Consider the following 23,527-nt stretch of genomic DNA (forward strand, 5'->3'; position numbering starts at 1 on the left):
ACTAATTAACCCCCACCCTCATAAACAGGAGTGGAGAAGCAGTAAGCATTGTAGTTAGCACTACGAGTTACTTCACCGGAGTTAACGTTGGTTGCAACGATTCTCACAATGTAGTTCATACCTGCTGCCAGAACATTACCAGGAATACCAGTATAGGCTTGGCATTCAAACCAACCGTTATTGACTTCATTGGTATTCACGTTCGAAGGATTAGATCTCGCCAGTACGATAGTACCAGAAGCATCCAAGACTTCAATCTGAATAATAACACGGCTCTTTGGAAGCACAGTGAGTGCCAGAGCATATGTCTTACTAAGGCTATTAGACCAGCCAGTACTGTTGAGAACACCAACACCAACTGAGCCACCACCGTAAGCATTCAAGTCAATACCCATTCTTTGGCTCGTTGGAACCTCAGTATGTGGTGACGATCCATTAGACGCACCAAGGTAAGTACTAAAGACTGCTCTGAAGTTACTAGCTGGAGGCGGTGCCGAAGTAGGGGCAGGCGTAGGTGCTGGAGTACTGTTAGGTGTGAACGTAACAGAGATCTCGTTAGACTTTGTACCAGAGAGTTCAGCCCACATGAACACAGACCCGCTGTATGCAGTAGAACCATCGTAGTAAATATCAACGTAATCAGATCCAGTACCATTAGAACTAGTTGAGATAGTTCTAGTTTGTTTAGCTCTACTACCAAAGCTACTTCCACGTTCCATGATGGTAACTGTGTACGTGCTATTAGGTCTACCACCCGAGAGTGATGTAGTCAAGCGATAAGTGTCACCGCCCTTAGCAATAGACTTGCTAGTAGAGAATGACAGACCAAGGTTTTCACCGTACTGTTTCACTTGCTTGTTAGTTCTGATGTTAGTGCGTGCTTCCACAACCCAAACATCGTAATTACCAGCAGGGACTACGCCAGCAGCGGTAACACCTTTATCTATGGTTGCTCTACCAGAAGCATCAACGTTACCATTGACAGTAGTGGTCTTAGTAGCAATACCATTAAATGCACCAGGCCCTTGCATCCAGAATTCAACGCTGTACGCACTATTAGGTGTAAAGCCAGCTAATTGAACAAAGTTAGCATCCCAAGTATTAACATTAATCACACCAGTGGTGATTGTGTATGATACAGTTGGGTTATTCGAAGGCGGCAGTGTCGGTGGAGGCGTCACTGGTGGCTGCGTTGGAGGCGGAGGAGTAGGTGCAGGAGTTGGACTTACCCAACCGCACTGGCTACTATTGGCCTGAACCACAGCGTTATAAGTACCACCCTTACCATCAGCGTAGCGGCCCATTTGATTGGTGCCATCGCAATAGGTGCTCATCAGAGTACCATTTGGTGGATAGGTTGTGTTAGATGTACAAGCGGAGCTGTTAGGTACTCTATCTTCATAGCTACCACCACTACCGTTTGCCTTAGTTTGAACTTGAGTCGTACCATCGCAATACTGACCCAAGATGGTGCCAGCAGGGGGATGAGTAACACCACCATTGTCTCCGGTATAACCGCAGGCAGGTGAGTTCATTGCAATAAAGTTACTGTATGTACCGCCGTAGCCGTCTGCATACAAACCATGCTGTTCGAAACCAACGCAATATCTGGTAAGGATAGTACCCTTAGCAGCGTGTTGTGGGCTTGAAGGTGGAGGAACGTAACCGCAAGAAGCACTGTTGTTTTCAATGATCTTCTCGTAGGTGCCGCCATAACCGTCAGCATAAATACCCATATTGTCTCTTACCTTACAGTAAGAGGACAGTAAGCTATCCTTAACTGGATACTTACGTTTATCTTCATCAGCCGTAGCACATCCATGAATACGGATGTAGTCCATCAACGCATCTAGAGTAACATACTTACGTACCTTACGCTTAGACAGAACGTCTGACAGGTTAGCTACTTCTAAGTTCTCTACCAAGTCTAAGTCAAGTTGCTGACTAATGACTTCGTGAGGATTATCAATTCTATCAAGGTGAGCATTGAACTTAGAGACAGTAGAAGCTAAATCAATGATGCCTAACGATTCCAGAACAGACTTCAGAACAGATGCAGTGATAACCTTATCTGGATCTTTACCATCCAATGCTTCCGTAATGGTAGCAATACCCTTTTGGTAGAAGGCACCCACACCTAATTGAATGGCACTCACATTGTGAGGATTATCCATTCTGTTCTCGTGGTCAGTGTTAGCCTGTGCAGCAGTCAGGATAGCATCACGGATATCTCTGAGCTTATCACCAATCTGTTTCTCGGTGAGCAGATTGTTAAAGTCAAAGGTATGGTCAGTCGGCCCGAACGTTACAGGTTTACCACTAATCTGATCCCAAGTCAGTTTTCTAGGGTTAAAGACAATGTTGGCTATGGTTTCCAACATTTCTTGTGTATTTAAAGTCCACTGTCCACCAACGGTTCTGTATTGTTGGAGAACAACCTTGGCATCTAAGCTTAAGTCTACAAAAGAAATGCCACCATAAACAGGTTTACCAGTACTCAAACTAGCAGAGACATATTCGAGAGAGAAGTGGTAGTCAATACCTTCTTTTAACTCCAACAGCGTACCGTTGATAGATTTAAATAGTTTGACAGACTCTGCATAGAAAGGTGCAAACTTCGGTATGATGAAGTGGAAGTTCCTGTGATTATCAGGAGTTAGAACGTGTTCTTCGCCAGTGATCAAATTACTAGCTCTAGTGCCAGTTCGATCTTCTGGGTATGTATAATCAGCCATTAACTATACCCCTTGTAGTAAGTCGATTAAAAATAACATATTGTACCTTTGAATAAGAAGGTATATGAAACCTATAGTATTTCGATCTACTGGATAGTAGATTTTTAATTTTTTAAGGATGGTTTAAATGTATTCTTTACAAAAAGCCTATGGTGTTGGTGTTTCACTGGATAGTATTTGGGGGAATGCAGATCTCACCACCCTAGCTGTGAAGCAGATCTATACTCAATACAGAGAAATGTATTTAGTATTAACTAACCCACTCATCAGCGACCCTGTTAACGTAAACTTAGCTGATCTTAAAGATGAGTTCATTAACTACGATGGTACGTTAGTAGACTTGTTCACTGAGATTGGTGATAGAGCATTACCTACTGTCGATAGTATTCCTAAATACAAAACGAAGTGGGCTACCTTTGGAGATGCCTTCTCTCAAGGTTATAAAGTAGATATCAATGAACCTGGTCGTGCACCAGATGGTGCTGGTAGACGTGATAACAAGACGGAAGTCAGTATCACTAGATCAAGACTGAATGCTAAGTACATGTACGATCATTGCTTAGTCTCATTGAATGGTTACTTCTATCCTACAGACTGCGATAATGATAACCTCTATATTCTCAATGGTGGTAAGTCGTTACTCAGATCAAGACGTAATCAGATTGGTATCTTGAGTTTCCAAGATGTTGCTAAGATCGAGCAGTTTCCTGTTACTAAGAATATCATCTCCAAGATGAGCGCTGAAGGTAAGTACGCCAACGAGGTAGTGTTCAGTATCGATCCTAAATACCAGAACAAATCTATCATTCTTAGCTTGGCTGGTCATTTGGTATTCCCTAATGAACATAACTTCAGAAAGATTGGTGACAATGAATGGCTGCTCAGTATGTCTGATCTGCCAATTATTGAAAGGTATTTCGAATCAAGAAACTTTATCGACTACAGTAGCTTGAACTTAACGGTCTTCCCTGACAATCCTGACAAGATTAATGTGGAAGAGTTCTTATCAGATGAGGTACTTGAGAAGTACATTACCCATGAACAGTCTTTCTTTATTGTTGTCGATACACCTAGTCTTATCAGGACTACTGATTACATACGAGGTTCTAAGCTTCCTGGTATGTTCACGTCATACGACGAGCCCAAGAGTCTACTCTTCGTGGGTAGAGGTAGAACAGCAGAATACTGGAAAACCTATGAAGATGGACACTGGGCAGTTAACGTAGTTAACTCCTACATGCCAAATAGAACCTTTGATTCTGTTAATGAGAAGCATCGTGTAATCAATGCTGGTACTGATACACCGCATAGACTCTACTACGATAGTCGAGCCTTCTTCTTAAATCTAGGCGTAGACGTACTAGAAACGCCATAGGCGGCATAAAGAGGAGTACCCTAGGGTACTCCTACTTATGACGTTAAAGTTTAGATTTGATGTACTTCTCTAACTCTGCAATCTTTTTATCCTTTAACTCGCCTTCACGTTGAAGCTGTTGGATAATGAACTTGTCAGAACCAGAGCTAGTAATCTTACTAGCACGGATTGCTTCTAATCTAAGATGGTCTTCGTGGCTAATTAAACTTGGATGATCTAGGAGTACTGCTTTGACTTCTGATTCAATACCCAAAGTATGTGCGGTGATTTCTTTAAATTGCTCAATGATCGATTCTAGGTTCATTGAGTCAGGAATAGCTCCTAACAAGATACCTAAAGCCAAAGAGACATATTTAACACCATTAATACTGGGGGCTTCTTCAATGAAGCTACACGGTACATAGATCCATTCACCTATACCAGCCTGCAAAGATGCAATCTTAACGTTATTCTTTAAATCGTCTTGATAGATCTCAAGGTCGATATTGAAAGGTTCATAGAACTTCTCGAATACGTTATCACCTAATGCCAGATAATCATTAATAGATCGAATACTTCTACAAGTATAAACTGAATTAGGTGTGACTAGCTTATCAAAAGGTGCTTTGAGTTTAAACGTACCAGCGCTATCTACTAGTGGCGTAAACATTTAAACTCCTTTAGTTAGCTGAATAATTACTCTTGAGAGCAACGTAGTATTCAATGTTCTCAAACTTTCTAACCAAGAAGTTCAATCCGTTACGAGAAACCAATCTGGTACTAGATGGCAGAGTTGGATTATTTTCGTAGTTCTCAGCCTTGATGAGTAACTCCGTAACCATGTTAGTCCAATTCTTGGTAGATTCCTTCTGACGGTTAAAGTCTTCATTGGTAGATTCCTCACCAATGTAATCACCGTAGTAATCAGAAATCTTGAACAAGCCTCTACGGTTATCTTCACCACCAATCATGGTAAGAGTCAAACTCTTATAACGATGAGTAGTGATCTCCAGATTCTGTTCAATGTGAGCCTTAGACATCATTCCGTTTAACTTCAAATTAACAAAGTTAACGACTTCACTATGATTAGTAATCGGAGAGTAGATACCTGGGATGGTTCTACGGCTAGGGATAGCGTACTTATCCCAACGTGGTAAGATATAGAAAGCAGTTACGTTAAACAGATCAGGAAGAATAGTCTTCCATTCATTTTCTGAAGAACGAGAGTTAGCTGCAATGTATTCAATGATAGCTTGACGAATCAAACTAGAATCATCACCTGCTCTACCGTAAATAATGGCGTGCCAATAAACGGTCAGAGTATCATTGATGTTGCTTGGATTGATGTAAGTAGTTGACTCTGCACGAAGCATCGTGTCAGGATACTCACCTCTGGCTTCATTGATACGGTCCGCTAATTCAATTGGGTTGATCTTAGCGACTAATTCTTTAAGCTCAGGAGTCGGCATAAAGAATTGATCAATGTTCTCAAACGGAGGAATGATCTTAATAGTGTAAGAATCATACTCAGTCTGGAAAGCTGAATCACTTAACCAAACTTTGATCTCTGTCTCTACGGTACTGTTTCTTAATCTGAAACTTACCCAAGCAGGGAGTCTACGAATAGTGTCATATGTAATAGGGCCGCAACGTGAATCCACAATAACCGTATTAAAGTTATTTTGGAGCATAGTAGCCAAGCCAGAGCTAGTAGTACTACCAGTTACAGCATCACCTAGACTGTACAGCCAACTGCCAATATTAAGGATAATATCCCTAGTCGTTAGATCTAACGCCTTTTCTTCAGAGCCTGACTTCGATGAAAATAATGTGAACTTTACGTTCTGATAAGTTGCATTGAAGTATTCTTTGATGTCACGAGCGTAGGTCCTAGACTTGGAAGATAACTCCCCAAACATTGCTACAGTGTCAGGGCTGTTGTTGACTTGACCATCAACATTATAGAAACCTTTAATCTGATGCATAAAAAAACCTTTTGACTTATTGATGTTTATCTACCTCACTGGTATAATAAACATAAAAAGAAACCTATGGAGAATAAGGAATGATGTCACCTCAAATAATTAGCTCCTTATTTGATCTCGTGAGGGAAGTCTTTAATAGTAACAACAGGAAGCGAAAAACCAAATGGTTAGGTAAGCTAATTATAGCTATTTTGATCCTAACTATCAGTACCTGCTTCGCTGCTATTGGTATATTAACTAAAGAGCTGTACTCTACCCAACAGACGCTGAAAGTAAAGAAAGCCGAAGTTGAGAGATTAAAGGAAGTCGAGCACGAAGTCCTAGTCTTGAGAGAGACCAACCAAATTCTGTCAGACATCTTGCAAAAGAGAATGCCAGATAAGGAAGTGGTCATCAAAAAAGACGGGAAAGTAATATCTAAGATACCAGAATAATCAATTTTTTAGATTTTACACGAATCTAATGTATATTACTCTGGCGGATGAAAAGATGAAAAACGTATCTCTTGATAAAGACAAAATCAGTGGGGACGGTATCGTCCTCTACTGTGATGGAAGCACTAAGCCTAAGAACCCAGGTCACAACGGCTATGGTATCCATGGTTTTGCTTTCAACAACAGTACACCTAAGAAAGGTACAGGTAATCACTTACAGGTACTGACTCAGACAGGGTATGTTGATTCGAAGCAATATAAAGGAATGGAAAATCCTGATCCTGTAGTAGAACCTACATGTTACATAGATGTGATTGGCTCTACTGACATCTTTGGATCAAACAATACCGCAGAACTATTGGCAGCACGTACAGCCATTCAGGTCATCGCAAGATCAAACGTTAAAACTGGTTTGATTAAAACAGATAGTCAATACGTTGAGCGTGGTATTAAGATCTGGTCGGCATCATGGATCTCTAATAACTGGCATAAACGTGATGGTACTCCTGTACCTAATGCTGATATCTGGAAAGATGTACTAGCTGAGATTGCTGAAGCTAACAGAAACGGTCAAACAATTGAAGTGATGTGGGTCAAAGGTCATACAGACTCCATCAAAGATGTTTTCGGTATCTACGGAAACATTATGGCAGATAAGTTAGCTAATATTGGTAGCGAGAAAGCTAAGGTTGGAATTGATGAAATTCTGATCAATGTTACCGATGTAGAAGGTTACTGGAAGAATACTTCCAAACGAAACCCAATGATTTCACACAGAACTTTGTACATTACTGGTGAAAGTCATAATTTGAAAAACGTCTACTTTGTGGGGAACCATGGTAAGGATGATGATTTCATTGGGCGCGCTGATCCAGATGGCTCCCTAGGAGTTGTTTGCGTGGCAGAACCAGATCCTGTATTGGATCTATTAAAAGAGTATGTGCACAAAGAGTCTGGAGATATCAACCGACTAGCGTTTATCAGGACTGATGCACTATTCGCTAACAATAGATCGGAAGATGTGGTCAAGTACGGTATTAGTGCTTTCATTCAGAAGAACCCAGAACGTATTGATCTGAACTCTGCTGATAAGGAGCCTATCCTTCGAGATATCAATCCACCACGATTGGCTCTGAGGACGTTTGATAATCTGAATACTTTGTTCAATCGTCTACAAATGTTCCAAGATGGACGTTTGGGTGTACGAGGAAACTTTGCTATTACAGATATCACTGATCATTTCTACGATACCAGTAAAAAGACGGTCAAGGGTGAAGAGGTAGTTACCAGAACTCTCAAGACTAGCTTTAAGGTTGGCACTCCAAGTACCAAAGTTAAAGTTAAGTACATGGGTATTAAGGAACGACATACCTCAGGAACCTATGAGTCTGAGGAGAGAGAAAAAGAAATTGTTCTCTCTCTTAACATCGATCTACCTGATCGTAATTGCTTAAAGCGTATTGATTCAACTACACCTGAAGTATTCTGCATTACTGAAATGGAGTCCGACAAGTGCTTTAGGTATTACATTGTGATCAAGAATGCCAAAAACGAAATTGGCATTTGGGCAGGTTTCTTTTCAAATCAAGTTTATCTGTTTTGATAGGAATCTTTTTCATTCAATAATCTATTTAACATGAATTCAAATGACTGCGAGTCTATCTTTTAGAGGACTGGCTTGTAAGACACTAAATAGGTTTCTTCCCGACAACGTGAAGAGACTTATTTTCATATCCAGTATAACAGGATACTTACGAGACATCCAAACACCGGAATCAGCCTTAGCTGAAAGACTTAACAACTTAATGAACATGGGCAATAGGAGTAACTCTCTACTTTTCCCAATCATGTTCAATTCTAAGATCTGGTGTGATTTTGATCCAGATAGGGAACTCAAGCTCAAAGGTCTAGTGTACGCTGACATTATTAAATTCAAAGAAGGTAAGACTTCAATGAAAGACTTGAGAATCCTCAGCAATGCCTTCATCGAGAATTCACCACACTTCTTAAGATATGGCAGCAAGAAAGAAATGCGTAATGACCTTATGCATTTGTTTAAAAACATTAAAGGGTTACAACCAGCTTAATGCTACATAAGGAGAGTACCCAACCGGTACTCTCCCTTTATGACGTATAGTAGAAAGAAACTAGCTACTTCGTAGTTAACCTTAAGTGTTTATACTACACTTTGTTTGTATAAAGTATACACACATAAAAGCCCCCCTCCCCTATAGGGTTCCCCCCTGTAGTGTTATATGGATATTTTACTCAGGTCAGGATACGTCATAAGAGACTCCCCTCTCGGAGAGTCCTCTTACTTACAGACTTTTGATCTTGTCTTCAGTCTCACCAATTGCAAAGGTGAGTGCTTTGATACGATAAGCGGTAGCTGCAAAGAATTCTACTTGCTGTGCTAACTCAAAAGTACCGTTAGCCATATTCATCAATGCTTCGTTACTGGCTTTATCGTAGTCACCACGTTCTGCTGACTTGATAGCAATGTCCAAGGTATCAACGATCTTCTTGACTTGACCTGCTACTTTCTTCAGATCAATCTGATCCAAACGCTTAGTCAGGGAGTTGTTGTCCTTACAGACCTTCTTAAACTCACCATATGAGTCGTAGGCGTCATGAAACAGAGTACGACCAGTGTTACCCTTACTGAAGTGTGAAGAGATGTCCTTGGTCAATCCAGCACGAGCAGTTTCGTAACCCTTGAATTTAGCAGTGTCATCTTTGATAGAGAGCTTTCTATCTTTATTAGTGACAAAAGCAGCCACAGTAACATAGAACTCTCTGAGTAACACTGAGGTAACTTCTTCGTAGTAATCAATACTGAAGCCCAAAGACGTTTGATATTTATCAACGTTACCGATGAAACCTTCAGGAGTAGCCACGAACACCTTATTCAAAGCATCTTCTGGTACATCCTTAACACCAAAGAAGTTTGAATGAACTTTAGACTTCAGTTCAGAGAACGAGAAAGCCTTACCCATTTCCACCAGAGCATTCATACTGGTAGACAAATCGTTCATTACATTAGGGATCAGACTGACGGCTGATTGTAGGATGTTGCCGGAATTCTCAGCTTCCAAGGCCAGCATCTCCAGTGCCACTGTGCCAGTGACGGTATTGCCTTTAACATTTAACATTATACGTACCTTATAAAAGATGTGTTGGACGAAGTTCCATATGTCTATTCAAACAATTTGTGTTTTTCTAATTTTAAATATCCGTTAATATAGTTTGTAAAGGGTATACTTTTTCTCTAAAAGGAATCACATTAAAATGAGCATCTTTAGTACAGTCGACCGATCTGAACCAGTAAGACCTCTGTGGAATATTGGTGGTTGTTTCGACGTTCCGACTGCATCTGTACTTCGTGGTAAGTACGGTGAGTCCATCATGAACGGTGGGTATACACTGTTTAATGGAATGGCAGGTACTGGTAACGTCTTTAAATCTGCTATCCTTGAGTGGGCTGAATTGGCAGCACAGGATAGAATTCATTACGGCACTGATGTTATCCCAGATACGTTGAAGTACGATACTGAGATCAACAAGAACGAAGACCACATCCGTACTTTTGCTAAAGAGTTCCCGACTTTCCGTCTGATCGACCCTATTACTTCTGGTAATATGGTGGTCACGGATAAATCAAAGTATTCTGGCAATAAGTTCTTTGAAGTGATGAAGGAGTCTTTGAAACAGAAAGATGGCAGTAAAGATTTTGTTCTGCTGCCATTTCTTGATCGAGATAACAAAACACTTTATAAGTGTAAGTTTCCAACGTTTGGTGGTGTAGACTCCCTCACTGAGTTCGACACAGATACTGAACGTAACATGAGTGAAGAGAATGAACTGGGTGAGTCAGGTGCAAATACTTGGTTTATGAAGAGTGGCTTGTTCAAGACACGTTTCTTGATGGAACTCTCCCCAATCATCAATTCTCAATTTCATTACATGAGCATGGTAGCTCAGATTGGTAATGAAGTTTCTATCCAATCTGGTCCGATGCCTGCTGCGCCTAAGAAATCTCTAGGTGCAATGAAGAACGGTGAAGTGATGAAGAACGTCACTAGCAAGTTCTCATTCCTGTCAAGCATTCTTTATCAACCAATTACTGCTAAGGGTCTTTTCAACGGCAGTCGTATGGAAGATGGGCCACTTTATCCGATGGAAAAATCTGATAAAGATTTCAAGGCTAAGAACGACAACGACCTGTTTGAAATTCAGTTGAAATGCCTAAGAAACAAGTATGGGCCATCAGGATTCACTATGACGGTGATCCTCTCACAGTCCCTAGGCGTTCAACGAGAACTTACAGAGTTCCATTATATTAAGGAACGTCGTTTTGGTCTCGATGGTAATCTTCAGAACTATAACTTGGTTTTGTATCCCGAGGTCAAACTGTCAAGAACTACAGTCCGCCGAAAGCTTGAAGACGACTATAAGTTAAAGCGTGCTACCAATATCCTATCTGAATTACTTCAGTTCCGTGATTTGAAGCCTGTTATCGTTGCTCGTGACGATATTAATTGCTCTCCAGAAGAGCTTTACAAAGATCTGAAGGATCAAGGCTACGACTGGGATGTGCTTTTGAATACTCGTGGTTGGTATTGCCCTAACAATGATGATCCAAAGCTGATTCCCTTCCTCTCAACAATTGACTTACTCAGGATGCGTAAGGGTCTGTATTTCCCATATTGGATGGACCCAGCTACTAAGCAACGCAAACCTGAATACGCAAACTCTAAACCTTACGAATAAAATGAACGCTCCTGTTTCTTTCACCTCTGTCAACACCGTCCATAGAGACGAACGCCAAATTGGCGATCTTGACATGATCAAATGTGTACGTGATATCCTGATCCGCCACGGGCTCAAGCATAAAGTTGAGCAATTATTTGATACTGACGTAAACATTATTTACGCAACTAACCTTGGACCTAAGGCTCAACGTGATGTACTGATAGCTTTTTGGAATCTACAGTTCATGGGTGTTGAAGTTGGTGGTTACGAGGAGCGTGCCGTATTGGGTTTACCCTTCAGTGATTCAGATTGGATTAGGGTATTCGTTGAAAAACTTGTACCCTTTATTGTAGACAACGATCTACCAAAGGGTTTATATGGCTGGAAACCGCAAGGAAGGTGAGAAGATAATTTTAGATATGGTTGAAGCCATCCTACCGGGTGGCGGTAACCGTCAAGTCTACGAAGTATTCTTCTCCAAGATGTCCGATAGAGATTTTGACCAATGGATGGAAGATATTAACAACGGTAAAGAAAGACCGTTTATCTACGTCCCTAACGGTGGTAAACATAAACTGTCCACTGAGAGAAACTTTGCAATAGCAAAGAAGATTGGTCATAATTTCTTCGAGAAAGTTTGGATCGACCAACAAGATCCTGAACGTCCTAAGTATCTAACTAATGTTCCATACATTATCTTAGAGTTACCTATTAGGCGTCAATCACAGTTACTGGTAAAGAAGATTTCTGTACCAGAGAACAATAGAAGCATCGATCAGTTATCAGGTCAAGCTGCTGGGGATTCCAGATCAGCTAGAATCTCATATCCAGAATTACAATTCTTGATGGGGATGAATCTACCTAATAGCTTGATTGAGTTCATGAAGTTCCGTGGTGGCGACAAGGGTGGTTTTAATGCCATGAATAGAACCATTAGCACTGATGGCACTGTAACACTCAAGGGTATTAATCATCTGGCTACAGGTGTTGAGTCTACCAAGACATTGAGTGCTTACCTTACATCTATGCACTTACGCAATACACTTCTATGAACCAAAAGGCAGCTACTTTTAAAAATGAGCCTATAGCTGGCAGAGATATCTACGTTGATTTGGATTCTCTATTCGATACTCGTTTAGCTATTCTAGATAAGATCGATACCAGATACGCGACCTTAGTTTACGAGGCTGGTTATACCAATCGTACTGAGGATGCTTTCCCTAGGCTCAGTAAAGAAGCTTTCAAGAAGTTATTCGATGATCGTGATAATGATGTCCTCTCTAGAGCATTACTCACAAACGTTATTGGAATGGTGAAAGATCATCTCAAAGAGAACGTTAAACATCTTCGAAATACTCCAGGTGGGAAAGAGATCAATGTCTATGTCAATGTCTGGCCTTATGAGTTTGACAAAGAAGGCATTGAGATGATTCTCAAACCCATCTATGATCTAGAGCAAAACCGTGTAAACGTCCATGCTTTAAATGTTGATCCGAAAGAACTACCAGCAAGCTGGTTTGGTCAGAAGTTCGCATTCATTGTAATGTACGATTACATGAGGTGGTTGAATAATATCCTGGATGATCCCAGGACTATGCAACACAAAATGCCTAAGACTACACTCATTGCCCCTAAGCTTTTCTTAAATGAAACTTACAATGAGAAGGACTATCAAGAACACATTGATGCAGGTAACTTTGACCCATTCAGAGAAATCGAACTCATCTGTGGTCAGTTCATTGGTCTTGAGTATTATGAAACACCATTGTTCTCTGCCTTACTTCCTCCAGACTTTATCCAAAAGAGAAAAGAGGAATTAGGTTTAAATGACGCATAATCAGGAGTGGCCTAGGCCACTCCTTTTATGTTTGTTATTTATCTGCTTCAGCGGCAGCAGCACCAGTAGACTTCATGAAGGCATCGTAGGTAGTATTCTGAGTACCCTGATCCATTTCACCGGGAATAAAGTCCTTCCTCTTTAAGTGATCTGGTAACTCTTGAACTATAGGAGTTACGACAGTAGCCACAGCTACATCAATAATTTCACCTCGACCAGTATTACCATTAATAGACTTCAGAGCTTCAGCAACCAATGCGGCAGAGTTAGCCACAGCAGCAGTATTTTTCTCATCAGACTTAATCTTCATACGGGTAAAGGTAGAAGCATCCATATCCTTCAAGGCTTTAAGTAAAACTTCAGCTTGTTCTGGATCTTGAGGAATCTTACCGTCTCTGGTATACTGTTTAACTAATTCTAAACGTATATTTCTAGAGAAGAGCAGCTCCGCTTCATCACATAAAGCGTCTTGTGGGCCATTGAAAGGAATGATCTTGTTTTCTTGTGACATTTAAGATTCTCCTTAAAATTTTAAAAAATAAATGACAATATATAATAGAATAGAGCATGTAAAATGTTTTTTACATCAGTCACATTAATTAGAGACTAATTATGTTATTCCGTAAAATTCCTAAGGAAGAACGATATCGTTTCAAAGTTAAAAAAGGGATCTGGAATTGGGGTGATGATCTACGAATGTGTAGAGAGATCATCGTGGCTGAACAAGATGGTTTAGTAGTAGGTCTCATAACCTATGTTGAATCATCTGGTAGAGATCCAGATTTTGTCGGTGTGGGTATCGTATCTGTGCATCCTAAGTTCCAAGGAAAAGGTTTAGCACGAGGAATGATTAATGTACTCTTCGATCAAGCTTGGTTGCTTGGTAAAGGAGTAAGAGTCTCACCATATACCGATCAGGGTAAACTGAAAATCAGACCGATCTTTGAAGAATTCTCTTCGAAGTACAACATCCAACTCAGGCATTAAACATGTCCTTCATCAAAGTAGAAAACGATTCTCTTTCCAAGTACTTCGACTACCCTAGGTATGAGAGTGGTAAAGAAGTCAGTTTGGAATTGAAAAATCCACAAGACTATAACGCTGTGATTACGTTGTCATCTAATGACACGATTCGCAAGGTTGATTACGAGTCCTTGGATAAAATCGAAGAAGGTATTCGCCATGGTGCTTTCTATCGAATCCGAATCAAAACTTACATCAATCGTCGTGGCCCACATGCGTTGAAGTATGATGACTTCGAGTTTACGCAATGTATGCCTGATGAAAATGTCATTCCAATCATTCATGTACTGCTTGGCCGGATCATCAAAATAGCTGAATTTCTCAATAAGAAATGATATGGTTGAGACTTGTAAAAGAGTCCATAAAACTATATAGTCTTATGACTGGTCGCAACCGAATACCTAGGTAAGAAAGAACAAGCTATTTATGAAAAGTAAGTCTTTGAAGCAACGTTACTATGAATTTGAATTGAGCCTTATCAATAGGTTCTTCCCATTCAAGAACGATGCTATGCCAAAAGTTTCACTGTTACCACTCAAGCTCTTGGTTCAAGGTATTGAGAAGTATTTCAATGAAGATGTAAATTTGTCTCAGAATGCTAATCTCTCGATGAGAGCGATTGGTTCTGACATTGTAAAGGTGACCCTTAATTTAGAAAGGTTGGTAAAACACTGCAAGAAGAACATCTTCGAGGAAAAAGATAGGCAAACCATCAAACTAGAGAATGTAGTAACTTACGTTTTCTTTACAGATGAAGCCGGTAACATCTTGAATGTTCAAGACTATGTTACACGTATAAGAGAGGCCCTGGTATTTCTGATAGACTTCTTTGAAAAGAATCGAAATACGGAAGGCACGCAAGCATATGCCAACTGCAAGACGCTGTACATGCATTTGGAGTATATGTATAAATTTGTTGGTGATTTGGCTCACGTATTCTTAGGTAAGTCAATCAAGTAAAGGAATTTGAAATGGCTAAGGACAATGACAACAAACCACGTAATCGCAACGGTGGTCTGCAAATCTTTTCTCCGAAAGACATCAATGGAAGCTCTGCCGATGTGAAGAGCGTATTGAGTAAGATCTTTCGTAAGTTGGTGTTCTCCTCGGGTCGCAATCCTGTACAAAAGTGGAATGAGTACATGGATGACTATATTGCCTCCACCAATAAGGCAAGACCCCTGACACCCAAACAAAGCACTTACACTCGTGGTAACACCAAGAACGAACTCATGAATGATCGCATGAGTTGGTTTGTATTCTGCAAGGGTTTGCGTTTCCTGCGCTTTACTAAATTCCGTATCATCATCATTGCATCAAATGACGATGGTGGTAACTTCTACGTTGATGAAACAGTCAACATCTCGCAACTGGAAAATGAAGGTAACTTCGATGCAAGTGAATTCCAATTGCCACAGACACCATTGAACAACAAAGAAATGGACTCTTGGCTGGAAGACTTGATCGAGATGAATAAGAAAAAGGATTAAGATGGCTATTTCGAAAGACTCTGACAAGGTTTTTCCTCTATTCATTGACGACACACGAGTAGAGGAAACCTTCGCGGAGACATTAGCGTATGTCCATGGTATGGGCATTGTTCAGGGATCAGCCGTTCTTGAAAGGCAAACTAAGTTTGTCGCTACTGTCTGCTCTTTTCCGTTGTACTTAATGTTCAACAGGAATACATTGGCTAAAATTGAGAACGAGGTTATTGCCGACGCAATGGTCAGGGATTTTATCCTGACTCTCTTCACGAAGTTCGCTACTATCATGAGTATTCGTGATAAGAACTTCAGTGTTAATCATCTGATCTCGTCTCTTGAGAATGTGGCAGTTAGTACTATCTCTTTGGGGATTGATACTGAGGTCAGTAAAACATTGATCAAGAACTTGACCGATGGTATTGTTCCAACGAATAACACCGTCAAGGAGTATCTCACCAAGAATCGTTGGTATATCGCGGTATTGCTGTTAAATGTTTTTTCTATTAGTTCCTTGAAGGTTATGGACGACATCAAACGTCCTCCTGTAAAAAATGAAGGAACTTAAACATGACTGCTCCTACCGTACAAGAGAAGAAATTTGATCCCCGTAAAAAGAAGGGGTTTCAAAAACGTAAGCAACCACCACTGAACGATCAAATGGCTAATAAGCTGTCTGAACTGTTCAAGATCTCCCAGTCCAATGAATCGAAACAAGTTGATCACCGTCAACAAGTCTCGACTCGTGGCCTGCTGCCTCTTCGCCAAGAGGCTGTGGATGGACAAGACCATATCAACTTCTTCACCAATGTTCAAACAGAGCTTGGTGCACTGCTGTCTACCGAGAACAGACTACCGTTTGCTTTCGGCCCAGTAGATAAAGATGGTAAGGTTCAAGGAGATACCTTTGAATCGTTGAAGTGTCTCTGGGCGTACTATCGTACCAGTTGTCTGATTGATGGTTTCCGTGAAGTTCAGGATTTCAAGATCCGAAAACTGTATCGCACTATCAATGAATTCCCCAAGCAAGAAAGCATCTTCGCTGTCATGGTGTTGGGCTATTATTGCAAGATGTTGGCGTATCCTGCGCTGGCTGATGCATTGGTGAATAGCAAGCTGCCGTTCGATTACTACAGTGTCCGCAATGGCGTCAAGAAGCGTACCGCAGTCTCTAAGCTGATGGTCAATGCTCTCTATGAAGTCCGTCGTGCATTGAAGTTCAAGACGTTCCCGCGTTTGGAATCATTCCTCTCTCGTGCAGATCAAGAGCAGGCTTCGAATATACTGCCAGTGTATCGTCATGAATACATTGTGAATATTCTGCTCAGCCCTGATGCCATGAAGAAGTCGTACTACAAAGCGATTGCTGACTGGCCTAAGCCACAACTGTCTAAGCTCACGATTGACCTGGGGATTGAAAAGCCTCGTGAACAAACGTCTAATGGCGATGTTGGTTACGTAGCTGGTATTGCTACTAGTGCAGCTAAGGTTGCAGAAGCCAGAGCGGCATTGGATGACGCTGCTGGTAAGTTGAATATCCCAACTGCTGTTCCTGAGAATGGTAAAGAAGGTGATCTGTTGCTGGACGACATTCAAAAGAATCTGGAAGACCCTGCAAATGGTCCTAAGGTTGATTCGATTGAAGAACGCATCAGCACCAGCGCTAACTGTGCTATTCCCAGTGTGGTAGACACGGCTGCTGAAGAGGTAGGCTCAGCAGACAAACCTATCGTGGAAGAATCAGTTGATCTCGCAGTCAAGACTGTTTCGGAAAACGTAGTACTGGGTTCTGTCCAATTGGACAAAGCCACTGAAGAAGTTCAGCATCAATCAGTCTAATTGATTGAATAATTAAAAGGAGGGGCTTTGGCTCCTCCTTTTATGATGTCTATTCTTTTTTTGTTGAAATCACTATGACTTACCATAAACAAAGGAAGAACATATGTCGTCAGGAAAACTTACTGCTACAGTGTTCATAGCTGGACCGGAGGATAAGCTAGGCGTAGTTGATGTCTACAAAGAAACTAGTGACTCTATTGTTAACAGCTATCAGGAACAATTTCACAGTGTAATGGATTCATTGGATGGATTTCTGTCCGGTGTTTCTGGTTTCGGTAAAGGTCTTAAAGGTGGCCTTGATTTTATTAACTCTAATCTTAATGCTATCAGTGGTGCTATTAATTCCGCATATGGAATGGTCAATGGTGTTATTGGTAGTGTAATGAATGTAGCCAATGGAGCACTCGGTAGTGTCAATGGCATTATCGGTTCTGCTCAAAGAGCTGTAGGTAGTGTTGTTGGTATTCTCAATGGCGTAGCTCAATTCCCAGGAAGAACCATCTCTGGTATCTTAGGTGCTGGTGGTCAATTGGCCAATGGTTTCTTAGGTACTGCCACTAGAATAGATAATCTCTTTAATCCTAATATTGATTTCAGAGGTGTGGTTGCTATCGGTAGAGTTAGCGATAGACTCTCAGGTGGTCTTAATAACAGATACAGAAATAGAACAACCAGTAATCAATCTACTTCACTGCAAGAGACACTAGCTTCCAGTATTGTGAATTACGGCTCTCTGAGCCCTTTAGCTAACAACCTAAGCTCTGCTATCAATAATGATCTAGATGTCATCCTAGGCGGTGATAGAGGTGCTGTAACAGCTATCACTAGACCAGCCATTAATAGAGTCGGTACTTTGGCTGAACCAACCAAGTACGATAAGAATAATGGCACTCTTACACCAACTCGTTTGATTGAGAATATTACTAACAATGATTTATCTTCCGCTGTAAGAGACCTTACTCCAGAAGCTCAAGAGATTTTGGTACGTGGTCTAACCGAAGAGAAAATCTTTGCTGATAATAAAGTTACTGTAGCTGGCAATGCTGGAACTATCAGTCCACAAGTTAGTGAACAGAATAAAGATGCTATTGCTAATATCATTAATACCATCACTGGTGGTAATTATGAAGTAAAGAGCAAAACTGATGGAGCAGATTGTAATGTTATCGCAGGTGCTGTACATTTAGCTAGTAAGGCTGGTTTTCCTAAACCTTTTGAAACTATTGCTAAACATAAGTCACCAGAGTTAATGATTGAGATTGCTAAACCTTTATTGCGTCGTGCAGTAGAGGAAGGTGATTTCGAGATGATTCGTGATATTGCTACCACTGCTGTTAGTAAAGAAATTCCAGTCATTGTTCCTAATCTCATTAAAGAGATTAAAGCTAAGCTTAAGAAACCAGATAACCTCTCTCAACAAGAGTATGCTAGATTCTATAAAGTGATTAAGGGTATCTTTGCTAATATCAATCCTACTTGGACTAGATACTCATCTGGTAAGATAACTGCTATTGATGCTACTGGTATTGCTGAGAATCCATTCTTCGCTGATTTATTGGAAGCACAATTGAACGAAATGAAGAACCCTGAATACAATCTGGGTAATCTTCAAGTTGCTTATCCGATGGATGGTTTAGACAATCCTACTAAGCTGTTGAATGAAATCGGATTACCTGATCCAACTATTACAACAGATGAGGCTGGTAATGAAGTTATCATTCCACCTGATAAGTACGTTAAACCAGAAGTATTGAAGATTGATCCAAAGAACTACAAGGATGAAGCTTTTATGCTTTTAGGTAAAGTGTTCTTAAACAGTACGGTTGATAGTGAGATTAAGAAACAGTTCCCATATTTCTATGAAACATTGGAGACAACTCCTATCATGCCATTAGCCTAAGGTCAAAAATGAAAAACACTGCTAACCGTTTTAATAAGATCATTGATAGAATCAAACTGAATAATGGTTTAAATAACTATCACGGTAAAAAGACTGTACAGGTTTCTTTGAGATTAGATCGAAGAACTTTACTTAATCTGAATATGATCTCAGCAATGTCGGAGATAAAGCGTTCCAAATTAATGAACTTAATGTTGGAACAAGGCGTTGAGGGGATTATTCAGAAACTTCCACCTGATATCCGTATTAAGATGGAGAAAGAAGTAAGAGAGAAACTCAATGACTACGCAAGCACCACTGATAAAACAAAATGATCAACTTCTGAGATTCAGATGTCCTGGCTGTAATACTGAACACGCTATTCAGTTTGGATGGGAAGAAACTCCTAAATGGAATTGGAATGGTTCATTCACTAAACCTACATTTGATCCTTCAGTACTAGTTACGTATGAAGGTAAAGATGCTGGTAAGGATGGTGCACCTCCTGCTGTTTGTCATTCATTTGTTAAAGAAGGTAGGATTCAATTCTTATCTGATTGTACACATAGCTTAGCTGGTCAAACGGTTGATCTACCTGAATGGGTTGATACAGTTTATACATCATAAAAAGAGAGTACCTTCGGGTACTCTCTTTATGTTGGTAAATAAAAATATCTTAGCAATATATACTTTCTTTGACTCTACAGTAGTTTTTTAAAAGAAGGGATGTTTACCATGGAATACAATGCTAGTAATGAAGAGCTGACGGCAATCTTAAAGTCGCATAGTGTCAAGCAACTCAAAAAGCAAGGACTCGATTTTCTTCAGATCTTGAACTCTTGCATCAGAGTGAATAAAGCAGGAAAAGAAAAGTACAAAGATGACACTTTTGCACAATCGCAGAACGTCCACATCTATGTAGGTTTCTATAAAGATGTAGCGTCTGATTTAGGAGTTGAATTAACTCCTGCACTGGATACTGTTTTATCCCATATCCTCTCAATAGCTAACTAACATTAGCTAAGAAGAATATCTAGTATATTCTTTTTTTTTTGTTTTTTTAACGTTCTATCGAAATCACTTGATACAACCAAACAAGGATTATCATGACAAAGCGTGTAGTGGTCTTCCACCATGACGATAACGACGGCTGCTGTGCAGCTTGGGTAGTTAAACATTACTATGAAGTAACGGAGCAAGACGCAGAAGTTATTACTGTACCGGTACAGTATAGCCGTCCTGCACCACTGCATCATCTGTGGAATGACACGATTCTATATATCGTTGACTTCTCGTACAAACGTGATCAACTACTCGCTATGAAGAAGTTGGTGAAAGAGATTCACGTCTTTGATCACCATGCTACTGCAAAGGCTGAACTCGAAGGTTTGGATTTTGCTAAGTTCTCTGATACCAAAGCTGGTGCAGGTATGACATGGGATATCTTGTTTAATAATCAAGAACCACCTGCAATTGTAAAGTTGGTAGACGATTACGATCTTTGGAAATTCGATCTACCTGGGACTGAAGCCTTCCATGCTATCTCGACTCTACATGATACTCGATCAATGGAATTCTGGGATAAGTTATACAAGTTCCCAGAGACCCTCGATCAATTACTCTCTCATGGCCATGAAAAACTCTACTTTGAAAATATTGAGATTGACGACATTATCAACAGCGATAAGATTAAGTTCGGAAAATTCACTGCTCCCGGTAAGGAGTATAAAGTCGCAATTTATCAAACCACCCACAATCTCTCGAAAATCGGAAACAAGCTCCTCAAAAAGCACCCAGAAATAGATTTCACTATTTGCTGGTTCATTGTTCCGAAGGATGGTAAGATTGTATTCAGTCTACGTTGTGACAATACTCGTGAACTGGATGTAGGTAAAGACATTGCTCATGAACTAGGTGGTGGCGGCCATAAGAACGCCGCAGGCTTTACGCTTCCTATTAGTGGTGGTCTTTCTTTTGTGGATTTGCTCTATGCGTAAAGAACTGGCGAGATTTGTACTAGTATGTTGCTTATTAGTAGCTGATCTCAAAGATTTCATAAAACGTAAGTGGAAACAAATCTGGTAAAGGGTAAATCATGTCAACTGATATTGAGTTAAAGAAGGTTGTCATCCAGCAATCTTTACAAAGTGTTATTAGTAAGTTTGCCTATACTTTGATGGATGCCCATACCATGAGTTTAGTAGCTTCAGAGCTACATAAGCTCGGTGCTGACGTTCAGGTTGGAGATATGAGATACCACTACTTTGATGGTGATGCTATCATGATGAAAGAAGTATTGTATTTTCCTACTGATGGGATCAGTGTTGTTCAAAGGCGCGATGAACTTCTTATCACTGAGAAGAAATACCTTACAAGATGTTAACCACCATCACGTTAAGGCTTTGTAATCGTACCTACGATGCAACCAAACCGTATTACTATATTGGAAGACCCAGTCCTCTGGGTAATCCTTTTGCAATGACGGTTAAAACCATACAGGAGAGGAATCGTGTTTGTGATCAATACGAATCCTACTTCCAAAGTGCATTATCTTATCATGTTGAACTCATAGGTGAGTTACTTAACTTAGCTATTGAACATGGGGTATTGCAACTTGTTTGTTTCTGTTCGCCCGAACGCTGTCATGGCGATACGGTAATAGGACACCTCAAAGATCAATTACTCAGCAATGGTTTTGATGTAATTGTGGAGAGAAAAGAAAATGACTGATTCTAAAATTGCAGATGTCACACCTATCAATAAGCTTGATTGTTTTATTGGTAAGACCTTCGTTAGCATCGAAGGAATGACACCAGAGAGTAAAGAGATTACTTTCACATGTAGTGACGGTAGTGTCTATAAAATGGATCACTATCAAGACTGCTGTGAATGTGTTTATCTCGAAAGCATTGTTGGAGATGTAGAGGACTTAATCAACACTCCTATCCTCGATGCTACTGAATCTAGTAGCACTGATACACCGCCTCATTTTTCACATAAGTATGAGCCAGAGAGTCAAACCTGGACATTCTATAAGTTCAGAACTCTTAAGGGATATGTTGATCTTCGCTGGTTTGGTGAATCTAACGGTTACTACAGCGAATCTGTCAACGTCGAACTAATCAAAAGCCAAAACCCACTGCTGCCACATGAAAAGTAATACGGTTGTAAGAGAGCCCACACGTTATTGTTATCAACACAGTAACGGTGATCGTGTAATGGTCTACAACGGTGTTAAACGTGCTTCTAAGACTGCTACACAGTCATGGGTAGTTCGTTATAAGCGTCGTGTAATGATCTTCTTTGATCGTGACCATAATGGTGATTGGAGAGTTGCTCTTCAAGAAGCTGAAGCTTTCCTGATGTCTATTTTTAGTCCTGGTCGTACCTTTGGTAGACCTAACTACAAAATAATCAAGGCTAAGCGTCCTTACTCTAAGGATCTCAACGACATTATTGAACGAGTGCAACTCACTCGTTTCACTGGTGGCTATAAAGTCTTTGATCTGGATACCAGAATGCCTCGTAATGATGCCATTCTGAAAGCTTACTATGAAGCTGAAGATTTCCACTGGGAAGAAGGTTTGAAACTGGGTTATATCAAAGCCAAACCTAATGTGGAGAACTTGAGACAACTTAAACGTCTTGAGGATAAATATGGCAGAGATTAAAGATGACGTTCCTCAGTTCCTGAATCATATCAGTCATTCGCTATCCATTGCTTCTCTTAATAGGCAAGCAGCTAAGAAAGCCAATGACGCAGTCGAGTATAAGTTCTGGAATAAGATGCATCAGATCTTGTCTAAAGCTTGTTCAGAAATGCATGAGCCTCAGTATGAAAGGATAAAGAATGTGTCTTCCAACAACATTCGATAACAAGACCAAACCTGCTACATTCGATAGTGTTTGGGATGCTATTGAGACTCCAGAAAAAGCAGCAGTGATGAGGATCAAATCTAAACTGATGCAAAATCTGCAAGAACATATCAAACAACAAGGTTATAGCCAAAGCCGTGTTGCTAAGATGTGTAAGACTACGCAACCCAGAATATCGAATCTTATGAAAGGTAAGATATCTGATTTCTCAATTGACATCTTAATTGAGATGATGTATTGCCTGGACTTGAGAGTTGATGTTGAAATCAAGAGGTGAAAATATGAAAGATGTACGTCCAATGTCTGGTGATGGTGTTGCCATCGGTGGT

Annotated in this window: 28 protein-coding genes; 23 read left to right on the plus strand and 5 right to left on the minus strand. The window is 40.4% G+C overall.

Features of this window, described 5'->3' with window-relative positions:
* Positions 1 to 5: 5 nt before the first annotated feature.
* Positions 6 to 2,735, minus strand: coding sequence for a hypothetical protein (locus RR877_RS00970; RefSeq protein WP_332627483.1), 2,730 nt, complete (start codon positions 2,733 to 2,735; stop codon positions 6 to 8).
* A 127-nt stretch (positions 2,736 to 2,862) separates the two neighbouring features.
* On the opposite strand from RR877_RS00970, the gene RR877_RS00975 reads away from it, so the two are divergent.
* Positions 2,863 to 4,110: a hypothetical protein gene (locus RR877_RS00975; protein ID WP_332627485.1), complete on the plus strand. Its 1,248-nt coding sequence runs from the start codon at positions 2,863 to 2,865 to the stop codon at positions 4,108 to 4,110.
* Between the two features lie 43 nt (positions 4,111 to 4,153).
* On the opposite strand, the gene RR877_RS00980 is transcribed toward RR877_RS00975, so the two are convergent.
* Both RR877_RS00980 and RR877_RS00985 read right to left on the minus strand, forming a co-directional pair.
* Positions 4,154 to 4,759 (minus strand): hypothetical protein, encoded by a 606-nt coding sequence (locus tag RR877_RS00980; RefSeq protein WP_332627486.1) that lies wholly within the window; start codon positions 4,757 to 4,759, stop codon positions 4,154 to 4,156.
* A gap of 10 nt (positions 4,760 to 4,769) precedes the next feature.
* Positions 4,770 to 6,074, minus strand: coding sequence for a hypothetical protein (locus tag RR877_RS00985; RefSeq protein ID WP_332627487.1), 1,305 nt, complete (start codon positions 6,072 to 6,074; stop codon positions 4,770 to 4,772).
* Positions 6,075 to 6,154: 80 nt separating this feature from the next.
* On the opposite strand from RR877_RS00985, the gene RR877_RS00990 reads away from it, so the two are divergent.
* Together RR877_RS00990 and RR877_RS00995 are read left to right on the plus strand one after the other, a co-directional pair.
* Complete coding sequence (locus RR877_RS00990) at positions 6,155 to 6,508, plus strand: hypothetical protein (protein WP_332627489.1); 354 nt, start codon at positions 6,155 to 6,157, stop codon at positions 6,506 to 6,508.
* Between the two features lie 28 nt (positions 6,509 to 6,536).
* The gene (locus RR877_RS00995; RefSeq protein WP_332627491.1) at positions 6,537 to 8,111 is read left to right on the plus strand and encodes an RNase H family protein; all 1,575 of its coding nucleotides are present in this window, start codon (positions 6,537 to 6,539) and stop codon (positions 8,109 to 8,111) included.
* A 715-nt stretch (positions 8,112 to 8,826) separates the two neighbouring features.
* Here RR877_RS00995 and RR877_RS01000 read toward each other — a convergent pair.
* The gene (locus tag RR877_RS01000; RefSeq protein WP_332627493.1) at positions 8,827 to 9,660 is read right to left on the minus strand and encodes a hypothetical protein; all 834 of its coding nucleotides are present in this window, start codon (positions 9,658 to 9,660) and stop codon (positions 8,827 to 8,829) included.
* A gap of 136 nt (positions 9,661 to 9,796) precedes the next feature.
* Here RR877_RS01000 and RR877_RS01005 point away from each other — a divergent pair, with 136 nt between their 5' ends.
* Genes RR877_RS01005 through RR877_RS01020 form a run of 4 tightly spaced genes read left to right on the plus strand, consistent with a single transcriptional unit; the run spans position 9,797 to position 13,097 of the window.
* Positions 9,797 to 11,278: a hypothetical protein gene (locus RR877_RS01005; RefSeq protein WP_332627494.1), complete on the plus strand. Its 1,482-nt coding sequence runs from the start codon at positions 9,797 to 9,799 to the stop codon at positions 11,276 to 11,278.
* A 1-nt stretch (position 11,279) separates the two neighbouring features.
* Positions 11,280 to 11,663: a hypothetical protein gene (locus RR877_RS01010; RefSeq protein ID WP_332627495.1), complete on the plus strand. Its 384-nt coding sequence runs from the start codon at positions 11,280 to 11,282 to the stop codon at positions 11,661 to 11,663.
* Positions 11,638 to 12,312, plus strand: coding sequence for a hypothetical protein (locus RR877_RS01015; RefSeq protein ID WP_332627497.1), 675 nt, complete (start codon positions 11,638 to 11,640; stop codon positions 12,310 to 12,312). The genes RR877_RS01010 and RR877_RS01015 overlap by 26 nt, the downstream gene beginning before the upstream one ends.
* Positions 12,309 to 13,097 carry a hypothetical protein gene (locus tag RR877_RS01020; protein WP_332627498.1) on the plus strand — a complete coding sequence of 263 codons (789 nt, stop codon included), beginning with the start codon at positions 12,309 to 12,311 and terminating at the stop codon, positions 13,095 to 13,097. Before RR877_RS01015 ends, RR877_RS01020 begins: the two co-directional genes overlap by 4 nt.
* A gap of 34 nt (positions 13,098 to 13,131) precedes the next feature.
* Here RR877_RS01020 and RR877_RS01025 read toward each other — a convergent pair whose 3' ends face one another.
* Positions 13,132 to 13,608, minus strand: coding sequence for a hypothetical protein (locus tag RR877_RS01025; protein WP_332627500.1), 477 nt, complete (start codon positions 13,606 to 13,608; stop codon positions 13,132 to 13,134).
* 101 nt (positions 13,609 to 13,709) lie between these two features.
* Here RR877_RS01025 and RR877_RS01030 point away from each other — a divergent pair, with 101 nt between their 5' ends.
* The 16 genes from RR877_RS01030 (at position 13,710) to RR877_RS01105 (ending at position 23,475) form a co-directional block, all read left to right on the plus strand.
* Complete coding sequence (locus tag RR877_RS01030; protein ID WP_332627501.1) at positions 13,710 to 14,084, plus strand: GNAT family N-acetyltransferase; 375 nt, start codon at positions 13,710 to 13,712, stop codon at positions 14,082 to 14,084.
* Between the two features lie 2 nt (positions 14,085 to 14,086).
* Positions 14,087 to 14,455 (plus strand): hypothetical protein, encoded by a 369-nt coding sequence (locus tag RR877_RS01035; RefSeq protein WP_332627502.1) that lies wholly within the window; start codon positions 14,087 to 14,089, stop codon positions 14,453 to 14,455.
* Between the two features lie 175 nt (positions 14,456 to 14,630).
* Positions 14,631 to 15,080, plus strand: coding sequence for a hypothetical protein (locus RR877_RS01040; protein ID WP_332627505.1), 450 nt, complete (start codon positions 14,631 to 14,633; stop codon positions 15,078 to 15,080).
* An 11-nt stretch (positions 15,081 to 15,091) separates the two neighbouring features.
* The gene (locus tag RR877_RS01045; RefSeq protein ID WP_332627507.1) at positions 15,092 to 15,610 is read left to right on the plus strand and encodes a hypothetical protein; all 519 of its coding nucleotides are present in this window, start codon (positions 15,092 to 15,094) and stop codon (positions 15,608 to 15,610) included.
* 1 nt (position 15,611) lies between these two features.
* Entirely contained in the window at positions 15,612 to 16,172 is a 561-nt protein-coding gene (locus RR877_RS01050; RefSeq protein WP_332627509.1) for a hypothetical protein, read from the plus strand.
* A gap of 2 nt (positions 16,173 to 16,174) precedes the next feature.
* Entirely contained in the window at positions 16,175 to 17,443 is a 1,269-nt protein-coding gene (locus tag RR877_RS01055) for a hypothetical protein (RefSeq protein WP_332627510.1), read from the plus strand.
* A 103-nt stretch (positions 17,444 to 17,546) separates the two neighbouring features.
* On the plus strand, positions 17,547 to 19,343 hold the full coding sequence (locus tag RR877_RS01060) for a hypothetical protein (protein WP_332627512.1): 1,797 nt from the start codon (positions 17,547 to 17,549) through the stop codon (positions 19,341 to 19,343).
* Positions 19,344 to 19,351: 8 nt separating this feature from the next.
* Entirely contained in the window at positions 19,352 to 19,657 is a 306-nt protein-coding gene (locus RR877_RS01065; protein WP_332627513.1) for a hypothetical protein, read from the plus strand.
* Positions 19,623 to 19,949 carry a DUF6527 family protein gene (locus tag RR877_RS01070; protein WP_332627514.1) on the plus strand — a complete coding sequence of 109 codons (327 nt, stop codon included), beginning with the start codon at positions 19,623 to 19,625 and terminating at the stop codon, positions 19,947 to 19,949. The genes RR877_RS01065 and RR877_RS01070 overlap by 35 nt, the downstream gene beginning before the upstream one ends.
* A gap of 108 nt (positions 19,950 to 20,057) precedes the next feature.
* On the plus strand, positions 20,058 to 20,336 hold the full coding sequence (locus RR877_RS01075) for a hypothetical protein (protein ID WP_332627516.1): 279 nt from the start codon (positions 20,058 to 20,060) through the stop codon (positions 20,334 to 20,336).
* A gap of 92 nt (positions 20,337 to 20,428) precedes the next feature.
* Complete coding sequence (locus RR877_RS01080) at positions 20,429 to 21,319, plus strand: DHHA1 domain-containing protein (protein ID WP_332627517.1); 891 nt, start codon at positions 20,429 to 20,431, stop codon at positions 21,317 to 21,319.
* Positions 21,320 to 21,417: 98 nt separating this feature from the next.
* Positions 21,418 to 21,705 carry a hypothetical protein gene (locus RR877_RS01085; protein ID WP_332627518.1) on the plus strand — a complete coding sequence of 96 codons (288 nt, stop codon included), beginning with the start codon at positions 21,418 to 21,420 and terminating at the stop codon, positions 21,703 to 21,705.
* The gene (locus RR877_RS01090; protein WP_332627519.1) at positions 21,699 to 22,052 is read left to right on the plus strand and encodes a DUF4326 domain-containing protein; all 354 of its coding nucleotides are present in this window, start codon (positions 21,699 to 21,701) and stop codon (positions 22,050 to 22,052) included. Before RR877_RS01085 ends, RR877_RS01090 begins: the two co-directional genes overlap by 7 nt.
* Positions 22,045 to 22,482 (plus strand): hypothetical protein, encoded by a 438-nt coding sequence (locus RR877_RS01095; RefSeq protein WP_332627521.1) that lies wholly within the window; start codon positions 22,045 to 22,047, stop codon positions 22,480 to 22,482. Before RR877_RS01090 ends, RR877_RS01095 begins: the two co-directional genes overlap by 8 nt.
* Before the next feature lie 133 nt (positions 22,483 to 22,615).
* Positions 22,616 to 22,993 carry a hypothetical protein gene (locus RR877_RS01100; RefSeq protein WP_332627523.1) on the plus strand — a complete coding sequence of 126 codons (378 nt, stop codon included), beginning with the start codon at positions 22,616 to 22,618 and terminating at the stop codon, positions 22,991 to 22,993.
* Positions 22,994 to 23,172: 179 nt separating this feature from the next.
* Entirely contained in the window at positions 23,173 to 23,475 is a 303-nt protein-coding gene (locus RR877_RS01105; protein ID WP_332627525.1) for an XRE family transcriptional regulator, read from the plus strand.
* The last annotated feature ends 52 nt before the right edge of the window (positions 23,476 to 23,527 follow it).

Source organism: Aurantimicrobium sp., assembly GCF_036667855.1.
GTDB lineage: Bacteria > Actinomycetota > Actinomycetes > Actinomycetales > Microbacteriaceae > Aurantimicrobium.

Coding starts and splice junctions, on each gene's coding strand:
- RR877_RS00970 (WP_332627483.1), bottom strand. CDS start 2,735: ATGGCTGATTATACATACCCAGAAGATCGAACTGGCACTAGAGCTAGT.
- RR877_RS00975 (WP_332627485.1), top strand. CDS start 2,863: ATGTATTCTTTACAAAAAGCCTATGGTGTTGGTGTTTCACTGGATAGT.
- RR877_RS00980 (WP_332627486.1), bottom strand. CDS start 4,759: ATGTTTACGCCACTAGTAGATAGCGCTGGTACGTTTAAACTCAAAGCA.
- RR877_RS00985 (WP_332627487.1), bottom strand. CDS start 6,074: ATGCATCAGATTAAAGGTTTCTATAATGTTGATGGTCAAGTCAACAAC.
- RR877_RS00990 (WP_332627489.1), top strand. CDS start 6,155: ATGATGTCACCTCAAATAATTAGCTCCTTATTTGATCTCGTGAGGGAA.
- RR877_RS00995 (WP_332627491.1), top strand. CDS start 6,537: ATGTATATTACTCTGGCGGATGAAAAGATGAAAAACGTATCTCTTGAT.
- RR877_RS01000 (WP_332627493.1), bottom strand. CDS start 9,660: ATGTTAAATGTTAAAGGCAATACCGTCACTGGCACAGTGGCACTGGAG.
- RR877_RS01005 (WP_332627494.1), top strand. CDS start 9,797: ATGAGCATCTTTAGTACAGTCGACCGATCTGAACCAGTAAGACCTCTG.
- RR877_RS01010 (WP_332627495.1), top strand. CDS start 11,280: ATGAACGCTCCTGTTTCTTTCACCTCTGTCAACACCGTCCATAGAGAC.
- RR877_RS01015 (WP_332627497.1), top strand. CDS start 11,638: ATGGCTGGAAACCGCAAGGAAGGTGAGAAGATAATTTTAGATATGGTT.
- RR877_RS01020 (WP_332627498.1), top strand. CDS start 12,309: ATGAACCAAAAGGCAGCTACTTTTAAAAATGAGCCTATAGCTGGCAGA.
- RR877_RS01025 (WP_332627500.1), bottom strand. CDS start 13,608: ATGTCACAAGAAAACAAGATCATTCCTTTCAATGGCCCACAAGACGCT.
- RR877_RS01030 (WP_332627501.1), top strand. CDS start 13,710: ATGTTATTCCGTAAAATTCCTAAGGAAGAACGATATCGTTTCAAAGTT.
- RR877_RS01035 (WP_332627502.1), top strand. CDS start 14,087: ATGTCCTTCATCAAAGTAGAAAACGATTCTCTTTCCAAGTACTTCGAC.
- RR877_RS01040 (WP_332627505.1), top strand. CDS start 14,631: ATGCCAAAAGTTTCACTGTTACCACTCAAGCTCTTGGTTCAAGGTATT.
- RR877_RS01045 (WP_332627507.1), top strand. CDS start 15,092: ATGGCTAAGGACAATGACAACAAACCACGTAATCGCAACGGTGGTCTG.
- RR877_RS01050 (WP_332627509.1), top strand. CDS start 15,612: ATGGCTATTTCGAAAGACTCTGACAAGGTTTTTCCTCTATTCATTGAC.
- RR877_RS01055 (WP_332627510.1), top strand. CDS start 16,175: ATGACTGCTCCTACCGTACAAGAGAAGAAATTTGATCCCCGTAAAAAG.
- RR877_RS01060 (WP_332627512.1), top strand. CDS start 17,547: ATGTCGTCAGGAAAACTTACTGCTACAGTGTTCATAGCTGGACCGGAG.
- RR877_RS01065 (WP_332627513.1), top strand. CDS start 19,352: ATGAAAAACACTGCTAACCGTTTTAATAAGATCATTGATAGAATCAAA.
- RR877_RS01070 (WP_332627514.1), top strand. CDS start 19,623: ATGACTACGCAAGCACCACTGATAAAACAAAATGATCAACTTCTGAGA.
- RR877_RS01075 (WP_332627516.1), top strand. CDS start 20,058: ATGGAATACAATGCTAGTAATGAAGAGCTGACGGCAATCTTAAAGTCG.
- RR877_RS01080 (WP_332627517.1), top strand. CDS start 20,429: ATGACAAAGCGTGTAGTGGTCTTCCACCATGACGATAACGACGGCTGC.
- RR877_RS01085 (WP_332627518.1), top strand. CDS start 21,418: ATGTCAACTGATATTGAGTTAAAGAAGGTTGTCATCCAGCAATCTTTA.
- RR877_RS01090 (WP_332627519.1), top strand. CDS start 21,699: ATGTTAACCACCATCACGTTAAGGCTTTGTAATCGTACCTACGATGCA.
- RR877_RS01095 (WP_332627521.1), top strand. CDS start 22,045: ATGACTGATTCTAAAATTGCAGATGTCACACCTATCAATAAGCTTGAT.
- RR877_RS01100 (WP_332627523.1), top strand. CDS start 22,616: ATGATCTTCTTTGATCGTGACCATAATGGTGATTGGAGAGTTGCTCTT.
- RR877_RS01105 (WP_332627525.1), top strand. CDS start 23,173: ATGTGTCTTCCAACAACATTCGATAACAAGACCAAACCTGCTACATTC.